General features: G+C 55.9%; 15 protein-coding genes. 6 read left to right on the plus strand and 9 right to left on the minus strand.

The annotated features are described in order from the left end of the window. Positions 1 to 45 precede the first annotated feature (45 nt). The 3 genes from KT71_RS13830 (at position 46) to KT71_RS13840 (ending at position 3610) form a co-directional block, all read left to right on the plus strand. Entirely contained in the window at positions 46 to 1428 is a 1383-nt protein-coding gene (locus tag KT71_RS13830; protein ID WP_202962355.1) for a S41 family peptidase, read from the plus strand. Positions 1429 to 1542: 114 nt separating this feature from the next. Then, positions 1543 to 3000 carry a M20/M25/M40 family metallo-hydrolase gene (locus tag KT71_RS13835; RefSeq protein ID WP_008294750.1) on the plus strand — a complete coding sequence of 486 codons (1458 nt, stop codon included), beginning with the start codon at positions 1543 to 1545 and terminating at the stop codon, positions 2998 to 3000. 115 nt (positions 3001 to 3115) lie between these two features. Then, the gene (locus KT71_RS13840; RefSeq protein WP_008294749.1) at positions 3116 to 3610 is read left to right on the plus strand and encodes a GAF domain-containing protein; all 495 of its coding nucleotides are present in this window, start codon (positions 3116 to 3118) and stop codon (positions 3608 to 3610) included. Between the two features lie 15 nt (positions 3611 to 3625). Here KT71_RS13840 and rarD read toward each other — a convergent pair whose 3' ends face one another. Further along, positions 3626 to 4546 carry an EamA family transporter RarD gene (gene rarD, locus KT71_RS13845; protein WP_008294748.1) on the minus strand — a complete coding sequence of 307 codons (921 nt, stop codon included), beginning with the start codon at positions 4544 to 4546 and terminating at the stop codon, positions 3626 to 3628. Between the two features lie 279 nt (positions 4547 to 4825). On the opposite strand from rarD, the gene KT71_RS13850 reads away from it, so the two are divergent. The 3 genes from KT71_RS13850 to KT71_RS13860 all read left to right on the plus strand — a co-directional run bounded on the left by KT71_RS13850 (position 4826) and on the right by KT71_RS13860 (position 6727). Next, the gene (locus KT71_RS13850; protein ID WP_023660080.1) at positions 4826 to 5275 is read left to right on the plus strand and encodes a DUF302 domain-containing protein; all 450 of its coding nucleotides are present in this window, start codon (positions 4826 to 4828) and stop codon (positions 5273 to 5275) included. Positions 5276 to 5437: 162 nt separating this feature from the next. Next, positions 5438 to 5653 carry a hypothetical protein gene (locus KT71_RS13855; RefSeq protein WP_152025244.1) on the plus strand — a complete coding sequence of 72 codons (216 nt, stop codon included), beginning with the start codon at positions 5438 to 5440 and terminating at the stop codon, positions 5651 to 5653. 39 nt (positions 5654 to 5692) lie between these two features. Continuing rightward, the gene (locus KT71_RS13860; RefSeq protein WP_008294744.1) at positions 5693 to 6727 is read left to right on the plus strand and encodes an MBL fold metallo-hydrolase; all 1035 of its coding nucleotides are present in this window, start codon (positions 5693 to 5695) and stop codon (positions 6725 to 6727) included. A gap of 192 nt (positions 6728 to 6919) precedes the next feature. Here KT71_RS13860 and KT71_RS13865 read toward each other — a convergent pair whose 3' ends face one another. The 8 genes from KT71_RS13865 to KT71_RS13895 all read right to left on the minus strand — a co-directional run bounded on the left by KT71_RS13865 (position 6920) and on the right by KT71_RS13895 (position 14195). Then, positions 6920 to 7780, minus strand: coding sequence for a phospholipase D-like domain-containing protein (locus KT71_RS13865; protein WP_008294743.1), 861 nt, complete (start codon positions 7778 to 7780; stop codon positions 6920 to 6922). A gap of 52 nt (positions 7781 to 7832) precedes the next feature. Next, positions 7833 to 8066 carry a hypothetical protein gene (locus tag KT71_RS19785; protein ID WP_023660081.1) on the minus strand — a complete coding sequence of 78 codons (234 nt, stop codon included), beginning with the start codon at positions 8064 to 8066 and terminating at the stop codon, positions 7833 to 7835. A 926-nt stretch (positions 8067 to 8992) separates the two neighbouring features. After that, positions 8993 to 9505, minus strand: coding sequence for a hypothetical protein (locus KT71_RS13870; protein ID WP_008294741.1), 513 nt, complete (start codon positions 9503 to 9505; stop codon positions 8993 to 8995). A gap of 75 nt (positions 9506 to 9580) precedes the next feature. Further along, on the minus strand, positions 9581 to 10222 hold the full coding sequence (locus KT71_RS13875) for a hypothetical protein (RefSeq protein WP_008294740.1): 642 nt from the start codon (positions 10220 to 10222) through the stop codon (positions 9581 to 9583). A gap of 60 nt (positions 10223 to 10282) precedes the next feature. Further along, positions 10283 to 11695, minus strand: coding sequence for a DUF2130 domain-containing protein (locus KT71_RS13880; RefSeq protein WP_008294739.1), 1413 nt, complete (start codon positions 11693 to 11695; stop codon positions 10283 to 10285). 120 nt (positions 11696 to 11815) lie between these two features. Continuing rightward, complete coding sequence (locus KT71_RS13885) at positions 11816 to 12124, minus strand: hypothetical protein (RefSeq protein WP_008294738.1); 309 nt, start codon at positions 12122 to 12124, stop codon at positions 11816 to 11818. Between the two features lie 52 nt (positions 12125 to 12176). Further along, positions 12177 to 12638, minus strand: a complete 462-nt coding sequence (locus KT71_RS13890) for a hypothetical protein (RefSeq protein WP_008294737.1) — start codon at positions 12636 to 12638, stop codon at positions 12177 to 12179. Positions 12639 to 13020: 382 nt separating this feature from the next. Further along, positions 13021 to 14195 (minus strand): IS3 family transposase gene (locus KT71_RS13895; protein ID WP_152025221.1). Its coding sequence is split into 2 segments (ribosomal slippage): positions 13021 to 13925 and positions 13925 to 14195, totalling 1176 coding nucleotides; the frame shifts between segments, so codons are not numbered across the junction. Positions 14196 to 14203: the final 8 nt, after the last annotated feature.

Consider the following 14203-nt stretch of genomic DNA (forward strand, 5'->3'; position numbering starts at 1 on the left):
AGCATCGTCACCAGACTCAAACAGCCGTGCTTCCTTTGCGCGCTTTTGGCACTTTTGACCCTCAGCGCCTGCGGTGGCGGCGGGGGTGGTGCCGGTAGCGACGGAGAAAGCGGCAGCAATAACCCTGAGACCGTGCCACCGACGGTAACCCAAAGCTGTGGCGTAGAGTCCCAAAAGGATTTTGTGCTCTCCGTCGCCCGGGACTGGTATCTCTGGTACGACGAGCTGGCGAGCGTATCCCAGTCCGAATTTGCCAGCGCCGGCGAGTATCTGAACGCCCTGACAGCACCCCTGGCAGAAGACTTTCGCGATCCCGGTTTTTCGTACCTCACCACGGTGGCGGAGGACGAGGCTAACTTTAGCAGCGGTGCCTTTGTGGGCTTTGGTTTTCGCTTTGCCATTAATGATGCAGGGCAGTACCTCGTCAGTGATGCTTTTGAGGGTGCGCCTGCGGCCGAGGCAGGATTCGTCCGCGGTGCTGAGTTCCTCGCCGTGGATGCCGGCGATGGTTTCGTCACTTTGCGGGAATTTGAAGATCAGGGAGCGGGCCTGGACGACATATTCGGCGGCTCTGTTGCGGGTTTGGAACGCAGCTTCCGACTGCGAATTGACGGCAGTATTGTTGAAGTCACCGCAGCTAAACGGGAGCTGGATGTGCCGCCCCTCGCCACGGCACCGCGCATCCTTGAGCGACCCGGCCTACCGCCCGTTGCCTATCTGCATTTGCGCAGCTTTACCCTGTCTGCAGAACCCGCCCTCGATGAGGCGTTTACGGCCATCAGCAACCAGGGAATCACCGACTTTATTGTGGACCTTCGCTACAACAGCGGTGGACTCGTGAATGTGGCAGCCCGATTTATGGATCTCCTGGGCGGTGAGATCGCAAACGGCGAAATCGCTTTCAGTATCAGCCACAACGACAAACGCACCGCAGAAAACGAAAGCTTCGCGTTTAACGCTCGGCCTCCGTCAGCCGCCCCCCTGCGCATCGCGTTTATCACCAGTGAGACCACAGCGTCCGCCAGCGAGTTGCTGATCAACAGCCTGGAACCTTACGTAGAAGTCGTGCTCATCGGCAGCGATACCTCGGGCAAGGCCGTCGGTCAGTACGCCTTTGATCAGCGGGGCTGCGATACACGCCTGCGTCTTGTGTCCTTTGAAAGCGTCAATGGGGAGGGTTTTGGGGGGTTTTATACCGGCCTCGTGGATACGGGACGTTTTACCCTCTGCGCGGTGGAAGACCCATTCACCGGCGCTTTTGGCACCACCGAAGACGCGCTTACGGAGGGTGCCCTCGCCTGGCTCAACGAAGGCAGTTGCCCCGCGAGCGTCGGAATCAGTTCTGCCGGAAGGCGGACCTTGCGCCGGGGCTCATCCCCGATTGGCGCAGAAGATCGACCGGACCGACGTTCCACCTGGTTACAGTAAGAACTGCAGTAACAACTGCAGTAACAGAGCCATAAAAAGCATGCTGGTGATATTCGCCCGCACCCTGTAGTTTCTACCCCTGAGTTTTAAGGGCGTTTCTTCGAGAGGATATCTATGAACAGCGGCACCATTAAAAACAACGGCATTAGGAATGGTTTTATGGGGGCCGTGTTTAAGCACAAAATCAAACTATCCGCAGCGCTGCTTTTAGCCGGTCTTTCGAGTGCTGGGCATAGCCAGGACATTCAGAGCGAGCATGCGCAAAAGACCCTGGACATCTACCGGACCATCGTCGAAGTCGACACCTCCAAGACCAAGGGCAATACCCTCGGCGTCGCGCAGTATCTTGCGGATGAGCTTTTAGCCGCGGGTTTTGCAGACGACGATGTCCGCGTCATCCCCAAGGATGATTTCGGTATTCTCATCGCCACCTATCGTGGGGATGGCAGCGCCGGCAAAAAGCCCATCCTCCTCCTGGGTCATATGGATGTGGTGGAGGCTCTGGAAAAGGACTGGGTACGCCCTCCCTTCAAGCTCACCCGGGATGACGTCAATTTTTACGCCCGGGGCACCATCGATAACAAGTTTGGCGTCGCACAACTCACGGGCACTATGATTCGGCTTAAAAAAGAGGGCTTTGTCCCCGACCGGGATCTCATCCTGGCGTTTTCCGGCGATGAAGAAAGCGGCATGCTCACCACGCGCATGATGGCCTACGAGATGCCGGAACTCGTGGAAGCGGAATTCGCACTCAACTCCGATTCCGGCGGCGGCAGTCTCACGGCCGATGGTCGGGCCATTGACTACAGCCTCCAGGCAGCGGAAAAAACCTTTGCCACCTGGGAAATCACCGTACGCAATCCCGGAGGGCACAGCAGCCGGCCCCGGGATGACAACGCCATCTACGAACTTGCCAGCGGTATCAAGGCCATCGAGGCCCACCGGTTCCCCGTGATGTGGAGCGAGATGACGCTCTCCTATTTTCAGCAGGTAGGCGAAAAACTGGGAGGCGAGCTTGGCGATGCCATGGTGCGCTTTGCCTACGACCCCGAAGACGAAGAGGCGGCAGCGCGATTGCGCACCGAGCCCTCCTACGTAGGCACAACCCGAACCACCTGTGTGGTCACCATGCTTGAAGCGGGTCACGCGGAGAACGCCCTACCCCAGTCGGCGACCGCTACCGTCAATTGCCGAATCTTCCCCGGTGTTGCCGTGGCGGACATCGAAGCTGAACTCCGGGCCGTCGTGGATAATCCCGAGGCAGAGTTCAAGCTTCTGGGAGATCCCACGGAGAGCCCCATTTCGGAAATCCGCGCAGATGTGCTGTCCGCGGTAAGCAAGGCGGTGCACAGTCGCTATCCGGGACTCGATCTCATTGCCTATATGTCCTCCGGCGGCACTGACGGCATGCATTTTCGCAAAGCGGGTGTTCCCACCTTTGGCGTGGGTGGTATTTTCATGAATCCCGATGAGAAGTTCGCTCACGGACTTAACGAGCGCGTGCCCATCAAAGCGTTCTACGATGCCCTGGATCACTGGTCGATCATCATCCGGGATCTGACAGGAAAATAAGGCGATTTAGGAAAGACACTCTATGGCGCTTTGCCCCTGATCCACAGGCTTTGTAACAGCGTCGTAGAGTGGTAATTTTAGCGCTACGAGAGGTCCTGAAGGTGGTACGCCGAGTATGGAGACTCCTGACACACCCGCCAACGAATTCGAACGTCTTTTTGCGCTCCACCGAGCGCATCTTCTGGACACAGCGCCGGACAGGCGCTTCGACGACATCACAGATCGCGCCCAGCGCAGTTTTGCCGTGCAAACGGTGCTGGTAAGCCTGGTCGATGAGAATCGCCAGTGGTTTTTGTCACGCCAGGGCCTGGAAGCCACGGAGACCGAACGATGTATCTCCTTTTGCGGGCACGCGATTCTTAGCGATGAAATGCTTCTGGTTCCTGACACCCACAGGGACCCGCGCTTCCGTGACAACCCTCTGGTCACGGGCGACCCTTTTATTCGCTTTTACGCCGGCCAGCCCGTTCGCGAGCCCACGGGGTTCCGCGTCGGCACGCTGTGCCTCATTGATCCCAAGCCGCGCACGCTGTCATCGCAGGAACAGGAACTGCTGGCTTCCCTGGCCGCTGAGGTGGAGAGTGTGATCGCGCTGCGGCAGCAGGAATAGCGGGGCGTCGGGAGTTCAGCCCGCTCCCGGGCGTATCGGTGGTCTCTTGCGTGATGTGTGCAGAGCATCCACGCTAAAGACGATAACCGCCGCCCAGATCAAGGCAAAACAGATCATGCGCGGCGTCGTAAACGGCTCTCCGAAATACATGGCAATAAAAAACTGCATCGTCGGTGCAAGAAACTGCATAAAGCCGACGGTGGTGAGCGTCAGTCGGCGTGCGGCAACGGCAAAGAACAGCAGGGGAAATACCGTGATCGGCCCCGACAGGAGCAACAGCATGTTTGTGGAGCCATCGGCGGCGGCAAATTCTGCCCGGTGGCTCAACATCAGCCATAGCAAGCCCGCCCCGGCCAGGGGGAACAACAGTGCAGTCTCAGCAAATAGACCCGGCATCGCCGCAATGGCGACGCGTTTGCGGATAATGCCATAGGCGGTAAAAAGTGCCGCAAGGGATAGAGACACCCAGGGAAGACCACTCCCCTGTACGGACAACACCAGCACACCAATAGTGGCAAGGGCCACGGCCAGCAACTGCGCCCGTCGCAATCGCTCACCAAAAAACAGTACCCCTACGGCCACGTACATCAGCGGGTTAATGTAATAGCCAAGGCTGGCCTCAAAGATGCGCTCGTTAACAACCCCCCAGATGTAGACGAACCAGTTGCCCGAGATACACAGGGCAGAGAGTGCCAGCCAGGCAATCACTCGCGGATCCCGGAACGCGTTCGCAACGTCGGTCCACTGCCTGCGCAGGGTGATGATCAGGGCGCCGAAAGGCACGGCCCAGACGATGCGATGCAGGAGTATCTCTGTGGGTGTGACTGTTTCGAGGAGTTTGAAGTAGATGGGGAAAACGCCCCACAGGCCATAGGCGGCCAGACCAAAAAAAATTCCGCTGCGGAGCTCCGCCGCCTGCTGCTCTTCGGGCTTCACCTTGGGTGGGATTCTGCAGGCTTGAGAATACTCATCGTTTCTTTACTCGCTTGAGTTCGTAGATGAGCAACGATATCAGAATAACGCTGCAGCCATGGGCGCACCTGGTGGTGTTCTCTCGGGCGACGCCGGGTGCGAAACTCCAACAGCCCAGCATTTACTAGGATGCAAGCGTACCCCTGTCGTAGGATGTCGCCAGGGATGTTGACTGAAGAGAACCACCGAACGCTGAGGTGTCAAACGAAGGGTCAAACCAGGTGCACAATGAGGAATAAAACCATGACTAAACACTTGTTGTTCGGGATCCTGCTATCGCTGGTGATTCCTTTCGTAAACTCCGCGGAGGGTTTGCTCACGGAATCAAGCAACTATTCTGTTTCAGAGACCGTGGACCGGCTGGAAGCGTTATTGAAGGCCAAGGGCTTTCGCATCTTTGCCCGCGTTGATCACGGTGCCGGCGCCCAGAGCGTGGACCTGGAACTACTTCCCACGGAGCTCCTGATCTTTGGTAAGCCCCAGGGCGGCACGCTGCTCATGCAGGCCCGGAGAACCGTGGGCATCGATCTCCCCCTGAAGTTTCTGGTCTGGGAAGACGATAAAGGCGAAGTGAGGATCGGGTGGAACGATACCGCCTGGATGGCGGAGCGCCATGACATCGACGAGGGTGTGCCGGTGTTAAAAAACGTTGCCAAAGCGTTGGAGAATTTTGCCCGGCAGGCCGGTCACTGAGGCAACGTCCGGGGTCGACCTCTCGACGACGGGCGCTCTCCCCTGGCCCTGGCCCTATCACTGAGGGTGACGATCATCAGCTGCTCTTTTCGCAGATCAAAAAACCAGCCGCGCCCCGGTGACTTGCTGACGTTGAGCTTCCAGCCTCGGTACGGTGCCATCATGGGGTATCGAAGTCGCCGGGACTTGCTGGCAATTGCCATAAACCCGGTCTTTGCCGAGCGCCATGAGTTCAAGTTGACCGCGCTGGACAAAACCACCGCTTTTCCCGTCGAGGGTGTTGTTTACTATCCCGACCCAGGACTTTTGCTGGCGCTGATCCTGTTCAGTCCGGCATCTATCCTTGATTTGGTTTTCTGGCGCCGAAACGGTGCGTGAATACAGTCTTCTTATAAAAGTACTTTTAGGAGTTCTTTCATGAAACGCTTACTCAGTATCGTTGCCATTTCGGCGCTCGTCCTCGGCGGTCTGTTCTTTATTGCGGTCAAGACTGTCCCCGGCCAGAACTTTCTTCTGAACCGGGCGGCCACTGCCATCGCGGCGCAGCAGGACGTTACCGGAGAGGGCCTGCGCGTGTTTGTCTGCGGCAGTGCGGCGCCTATACCGACGCCGGGGCGTGCCCAGGCCTGCGTAGCGGTGCTGACACCGGAGCATTTTTTCGTAATCGATGCCGGTGCCGGATCCGCCAACAACCTGGGGCTCGCCGGCCTACCCGTAGACCGACTGGATGGCGTGCTGCTGACGCACTTTCACTCCGATCACATCGCCGACCTGCCGACCCTTAATGTGCAGGCCTGGGCCACGGGCCACGAAGGGCCCCTGAAGGTCTACGGCCCGCCGGGAGTACAGCAGGTGGTTGATGGTTACAACATGGCTCTCGCCCAGGACCGTGTTTATCGCAGCGAACATCACGGCGTCAGCTTTATGCCGCCGGAATATGGCGTTATGGAGCCCGTAGAGCATGCCAAAGAAGCAAGGCTCGAATTCGGCGAGCTGACCATCACGGCCTTCGAGGCCGATCACAGTCCCATAGATCCCGCAGTCAGCTATCGCTTTGACTATCAGGGTCGCTCCGTGGTCATCACTGGTGACACCATCGTGACGGATCGTTTACGAACCATGGTGGACGATGCAGACCTGCTCCTCACCGACGCCCTCTCCCTGCCTATCGTCGAAACCATCAAGAAAGGCGCTGAAGGAGGCGGACGCGATCGCCTGGCCCACATTCTTGGGGATATTCAGGACTACCACGCCCACACGGAACACGTTATCGAACTGACAAAAAATACCGGGGTAAAAATGACGGCGCTCTATCACCTGGTACCGGGACCTCGAAACAAGGTCATGGAGAATGTTTTCAAGCGCGGCTTTACCGACAACATGGTACTGACTCACGACGGCATGTGGTTTGAGTTACCCGCGGACTCAGACACCATCGACGTCGTTGACTGAGGGAGAAGATTCTCAGGGCGGTGGAGAACGCAGCTCACCATACAACGGAGTCTCGTTAAAATCGCCAGCTTCGCACCCGCCCGACGATATGACGCCCAGTCCTCACACTGTGGATCAGCCTACCGCGTCCGGGCATTTCCTGTGGCATTGCTGACAGGGAACCGTGTCCCGCGGCTGAGCTTAGCGCCAGGCCTACAACTGCTCCCTGACAAGGCGCGCCAGGTTTTCCCTTAGTTTGAGCGACGCCGGTCGCGCAGCCCAACGTTGGGGGTCGATTGCTTCAGCATGCTTGAGATCCGCATCAAAATGCCCGGCAAGGGTTTTGGCGAGCTCACGGGAGAGAATATTCACATTACACTCCTCGTCTTTTCCCAGAGACCGGTGATTAAAGTTCGCCGAGCCCGAACTCACAACCGCGCGATCGATAATCATGACCTTGAGATGAGGGAGCGTGCGGTTGTAGCGAAAGATTTTTACACCGGCATCCAGCAAGCACTCCACACTGGGGTAGCCGGCAAGCTGCGATAGCTGCGAGTCCGAATGCGCCCCGGGCAGCATAATCTGCACATCCACGCCGCGCTGCGCCGCATCCCTCAGGAGCCCAACCAGAGTAGCGTCGGGCACAAAGTACGGGGATGCGATGAGTATCTGCTCCTGGGCCACGCAGACCAGGGCACGCAGGAGGCTTGCCGCCTTGGTCCAGTCCACCGTCGAGTTGGACTTTACGACCTGCACAGCGAGTCCGTCATCCCAAGACCTGAACTGAGCTTTCGGGTGTTCGATTTCCCAGTCGCCGGCCTCGTTCCAGTTGTCGAGGAAGGCCGCATAGAGACCGGCCACAGCGGGCCCCTCGAGGGAAAAATGCGTTTCACGCCATTCCCCGGGGTTTTCTGCGTTGCCCGTCCACTCATCGGCAATGCCGACACCGCCCGTAAAGGCGACCTCATGATCGATGCAGAGGACCTTTCTGTGGGTGCGTTTGTCGATGCGCCAGGGGCGAAAGCTGCTCATGGGTCGAAACCAGCGCAGCTCTATGGGCGAATCCTCCAGCATCTTCAGGCAATCCCTGCATATATCCTTGGCGCCGAAGCATCCAGCAAGACTCTTACGCGGACGCCCTCGCGGGCTTTCTGAGCCAAGGCGTCAGCAAACTCCCTGGCAATAGCCCCCGACCAGTAAACGTGTGTGAGAATTCCAGATGCGATGAAGCCGCGCGGATCGCCGCCAGCATCGCGGGAAAGATCTCATCGCCATTTTTCAGCGGCACGACTCTGTTACCGTCAGTAAACGGTACGCCAATGGCAAACTCCAGATGGGTTCGATAGTCGTCTAAGGTCATGGAAGGCGGTCGTCGAGGTCGGATACCGCAATTGTATTGAGGTTGACCGGCGCGAGGAACCGTAAATACCCATTTACTGGCGCGCCCGGCACGATTGACTCAAACAGCCCAGGGGCTGTTTTCGCCCTCCGGGCGGTGTCGCAAGCGACCCCGTCTAAAACGCTCCTATTCGTCGCGTTTTATCGAACGAGCACGTTCTTCGGCAGGAACACCCCGGATACAAAAAAGCCCCACCCGATGGGTGAGGCTTTTTTGTATATGGCGCGCCCGGCACGATTGATGATTACGCCCTTTGGGGCGCAATCACCCTTCGGGCGGTGTCGCAAGCGACCCCGTCTAAAACGCTCCTATTCGTCGCGTTTTATCGAACGAGCACGTTCTTCGGCAGGAACACCCCGGATACAAAAAAGCCCCACCCGATGGGTGAGGCTTTTTTGTATATGGCGCGCCCGGCACGATTCGAACGTGCGACCGCCTGGTTCGTAGACGCTTTTCACTTGTAACCTATTGATTTTATTGGCCTAAAAACGGCGCCCGTTGTCGTGTTTGCAGGACAAAGCACTACTTTGCAGCACTGATGTCGGAAATTTGTCGGAAAGAAAAGCGGTCGTTCTACGCTGGGAGGTTGGGCGCCGGGCGGTCTGGTGTTTTTGTCGGAAAAAACCCTAACTTCAAACTCAAATGAACCAAGAAACAAGCAAGTACGACAAGACGAAGTATACGTTTGTCGTCAAAAACATGTGTGCCTGCGCAGTCGTCGCAAAACTGCAGCGCCGTTGTCGGAAAAAAGTCGGAAAGCGCTCAGCGCAGGCCGAGTTTCTCAGCTACGGCTTTTCCTTCTCGCTGGTGTCTCACGCCCCACCCGAATTTTGGCCATGGGACGCTACAATGCCTCCAGCACCGGCTCCCACAGCGCAGTAGTACAGTTAGTCCCTCTGCAACAAATCTGCATGAATTTCTTGCACTGCCGTATCGATCCCCGATTTTAAGACGGCAGCGAGGTCACGCAGAAGCGCGTCTATAGCAGCGATACGCTCTTTTTGATGATCTAAAGCGATACTTGCCTTTCGCCAGCTTTCCGGGGACTCTACTTCAACCTTATCCATAAAATGGTGGACAAGTTCATTTCGCTCGCAGACAAGCGCTTCAATTTCTTCGCGGGTCTCTGGTTCGAACGCAAATGAGCTAACCAGAGCCCAAGTTTGCGAAGAAACGTCCTTTTCGGCATCAGTGAACAATTCGCCTGTATTCATTCCCATGGTTTGCTTTGAGGCGGAAGACTGACGTTTTGCGAAGTTGTCCTTCAATTCTGCGGCGTTGGCACCTGACACTTCTAAACGCGGCACAATCCACTTAAGGGTTCGCTCTAGTTGCTGGAAAAGAAGCACATTCCGACCGAGCTTAAAGACTACTTCATCTCTGCAAGCATCTAGGTCCAAACCATAACTCCTTTACCACTCGTTCGACGCTGATTATCTCGACTCACGGATACCGCACCAGTTGGTGCGGGCAGATCAATACAGCCCCTCGAGCGCGCCTTTCTCCGCGTGCATTAATCGAAGCATCGTGGTCATCTGGTTTATTGTTCCAACGGAACCGCCCCTTTGATCCCATACAGCTGAAAAAAGCGCCGCATACGCTTGCCGCGCTGTCTTCATGGAGCTGGCAAAATTGTTTGTTTGATAGCCCAAGTTGCGTCGTGTCCCCAAATCCCGGATCAGGTAGCTGATGTCCGCTGACACGTAGCGATATGTTTCCGAATAGCATTGCGCAATACCCATTGTCGAACCGTTAGCTTCGAGGCAACGATCTTCCACCGAGTCAATCGGATCATGTTCGTCAGAGAAGAACACTTTGTAGAACTTGGCGTCTGCCACACGAAAAACTCCGCTGCCTCTTGTCGGATCTATGCCTAATTTGAGTGTTTCGCCGCGCTCCCATGTCAATACGTCCTCGTAAGGTATGAATTCATAGTGAAACCACAACTTAAAGGCTTCGCCACTATCCTGCTCGACCAAGAGGTAACCGGGATCATGGAAGTCTTTAAAAGCGACCGTCTGCGTTGATGTAAACGTCTCCGAGGCGTGTGTTGCAAAGGGCAACAAAATCGACACCTGCAAAATTTGTCGCAGTAATCTAGAAAGTCGTTCAATCATAGTCACGATACTCAACGTTCGTACGCTTGAAAGAATGTGAGTTCAATGCAGTTGAGCACCCTACGGCTCTTCCCGTGACTGAAGATCCTTGACAACATTTTCAAACTCGGCCGCCATTGTGGGGTTGTTCTTCGTCAACCGCTTGATGGTCACATCCTGTGCCTTGTTGTTAGCAAGTCGTAGATTATTCGCTGACTTCAGAAGTGCCTCCTTGGTCTTCTGCAGATGGTTCATTGACTTGTCTATCTCGTCGATCGCTGTTTCAAACTGCCGCGATGCCAGGTCGTAGTTCCTCGCGAAACCAGCTTTGAAGCTCTCGAGTTCTGTCTCAAAATTTGTAATGTCGATGTTTTGGGCTTTCACGATCGCCAGCTCTGTTTTGAATTCCAGCGCACCCATCGCTGCATTGCGTAGCAGGGTAATGATTGGAATAAAGAACTGCGGTCGGATCACATACATCTTTGGATAACGGTGGGACACGTCCACGATACCGCTGTTGTATAGCTCGTTATCAGACTCAAGCAATGACACTAATATGGCGTACTCGCAGCCCTTCTCGGTACGGTCCTTGTCTAACTCCTTGAGAAAATCCTCATTCCTTTTTTTGGTCGCCGTGGCATCGAGCTCATTTTTCATCTCGAACATGATCGACACGATCTCTGTGTCATTTTCATCTTTGTCCCGGAAGATGTAATCGCCCTTGCTACCGCCGCGCGCATCGTTATCTTTCTCAAAGTACGCCCGGGGAAACGCTGTCGCGCGAATGCGGTTGAACTCGATCTCGCAATGCTGTTCCAAAGTCTCTCCGACCATTTTTGTGGACATGCGCGCCTTGAGGTCGCGCAGGCGCTCGATCGCCTCGTCCCGATCCTTAATTTGAGTCTCGTATTTGTCTTTCAGGGACTTTTCTGCCAGCTGTTTTTCGAGCTCGGCCTTCGCGAGGTGGTTTTTGAGATCGTCTCGCTCTTTTTCTACCGCACCCACCGCGGTTGAGATAGCGAGATTCTGCTCGACCTCACGCGCACTTAATTTCGCGGTCAAGCCCTGAATCTCGGCATCCTTTTGCGCAGCAATATCCCGCAATTCGGCGAGACGCTTGGCCTCTGCCAGCTCAGACGCAGCATGCCTCTCGCGCTTGAGTCGCTCAAGCTCATTTCGGATCTCGTCACGTTCCTTCTCGACGGAGCTTAACGCTTCGGTTACCGCGAGCTTCTGCGCGACATCGACCGCATCAAGCTTTGCCATGAGGTCCTGAATCTGCGCGTCTTTTGTGGCAGCTGCCGCCTGGAGTTCACTGCTAGCCTGGCTCTTAGCCAGCTCTATAGCGCTCTGCTTTTCGCGCTCAGCGATTTCTAGGCGCTCATGCAACTGAGATTCAAATTCGCTATCGCACACCTGCTTGAGAATATCCGCATAGCCGGCTTCGTCGATCGTAAAAGCCTTGCGACAGTGCGGGCACACGACTTCATTCATCTCTTATCTCTCCTTACCTCAATATCAAAATACGAGCTGGCCCAAGTACTTATTTTCATAGCCGCCAAGCTCAAAAGCATCGCGTGGGACGCTAAAGTAAATGGATTGTCATTAACTCGCTTACTCGTCACTGACGCGTAGCCTGATGGGTGGTACCTGCATGTCACCAACGACCATCTCATCATCTTCAGCAGGCTTAATCAGCTTGATGGAAAAAGCTGCGCAGGCATTCTCCGCGACGACGGACGCCAGATCGTCCAGGGTATCGCACAGATAGACGCGCCTTTCACAGGAATCACAGTACTTCTCGACAGGGCTATCTGTCGTAATCAAAGTGTCCCAGGTCTGTTCGCATCGATATCCCCACGAGCAGTTCCTGATCTCGTACTGTTTGTGTTTACTCATCTTGTTGCCTTTGTCATCTTTCATTACTCTGGGCCTTCATTTACTCGAAGACCCCATCCAGTAATGCCACTGCGCCTCACTGGTCTCCGATTATCTTAAGCCCCTGACCAAATGGGTTATTGGGACTGTCGGTTGCATATGGGCTGCCTGCCCCGTAGGGATTATTTATAGAATCTACTGAGTTTGGATTGCCATATCGACCATAAGGATTACTCACTGACTCGGGATCGTAAGGGTTCGCGCTAAGCTTGCCCCGGTAGTTTCCCTGGCTGTCGTAAAGCTTGGGAGCCTGTGTCGCGTATGGGTTGGTGGCCGACTGATTGCTGTATGGGCTGCCATACCTCCCATAAGCGTTGTTTATGCTGTTGCTTTCGAACGGACTGCCAGCGCCGAGGGGATTGCTCACCGAATCCGAATCAAAAGGATTAGTGCTCAGGTTGCCGATATCAACCTGCGCATTCGATGCTACCGCATTTGTCAGTACGGTGAATGCGAGAATATTGAGAGCTCGCTTTTTTATCTGAAGATTGATCGCCATAGCCGGCTCTCCCTGTGTATGAATTGATGCCATGAAGCTTCTTGCTCCGCGCGTTTGTATAGAGGACACATCCTAGGCAACCGACCAACAAACGCCATCGTGTATAGATTTACATGTCGCCTCAATAAGCAGGTTTTGGACAAACCCCGTCAAAAACAGGACTTACATCATGAAAGCCCGCGCCGATTCAGCTCATATTCGTGATTAAGCGTATCGCTGACGTTAGTCCATGATGATTTGTACACCCGCTTCAAGTCGATTCAGACGGTGCTGTAACAGGCTGACATCCAGTGCCGTCGGCAACTCAACACCTTTGTAGTCGTTGCCCGGGCATGGTCCATTGATAAACTGGGGTCGGTCGGTTTTCGTAGAGTCCACCGGCTCAATATGCCACCTGACTGTGGCGGTGCTGCGTAGCGTACTGTACCGGGGATAGGTAACCGAGGCGCGCTTGTTTCCGAGTCCGGTTGTAGAAGATCTCAATATACTCCCGGATCGCTGCTCTCGCCTGCGCACGCGTCTCAAAGCGTTCATGGTGAATGAGCTCCGACTTCAGGATTCCCCAAACGCTCTCCATCGGCGCGTTGTCCCAACAGTTTCCTTTGCGGCTCATGGACGACAGCATCTGGTGCTGCCGTAGCAGCTGCTGATAGCTCCTCGCACAGTACTGACTGCCGCGATCGGAATGATGAAGAAGCCCAGGACCTGGTTGCCTGACATCGATCGCACGGCGCAGTGCCGTCTCCGTCAGGTTAACCGTCATCCGTTCCGACATCGCGTATCCGACAAGCTCCCCGTTGAACAGGTCTTTGATGCCTGCCAGGTACAGCCAGCCCTCGGCGGTGTCGACGTAGGTGAGATCCGTCAGCCACACCTTGTTCGGCACATCGACGGAGAACTGTCTGGCAAGCCGGTTCGGCGCCACAGGCAGCCTGTGCTTCGAGTCCGTGGTCACACGGAACCGCCGCTTCTGCTTGCAGCGAAGGCCCTGCTCGCGGCGAATACGCTTGATGCGGTGTACGCCGACACGAATACCGTTGTCGGCAAGATCGGACTGAAGTCGCTCGGGACCATACGTCCTGCGCGTGCGCTCGTGAGCCGCCTTGATCTCCAGCGTCAAACGCGCGTTCGCCTTCGACCGTGGTGACGGCGGCCGCTTGCGCCAGGCGTAGTAGCCGCTCTCGGATACGTCCAGCAGACGGCACATCGCGGCGACAGAGTGCTCGTGCCGTAGCCGGTGAATCTGCGCGTACCTCACCGGGATTCCTTCGCGAAGTACGCCGCAAACTTTTTTAGCAGATCGCGCTCCTGCTTGACCTCAGCGAGCTCACGCCGGGCACGGGCCAGCTCCATCTCAAGCTCTGTGGGTGCGCGCTGATGCTCACCCACCTGCTTCAGCTTTCCTGCCCGGGCTGCACGCACCCAGTTACTGAGACTGCTCTTGGGGATCGACAGCCGCTCTGCCGCCTTCGCCACCGACATGCCGGTCGACTCAACCAGCTTCACGGCCTCAGCCCGGAACTCCGGCGTGTAAGATGCCTTGGGGATTCTTTCCATCGTTGTCC

This window comes from Congregibacter litoralis KT71, from assembly GCF_000153125.2.
Taxonomy (GTDB): Bacteria; Pseudomonadota; Gammaproteobacteria; order Pseudomonadales; family Halieaceae; genus Congregibacter; species Congregibacter litoralis.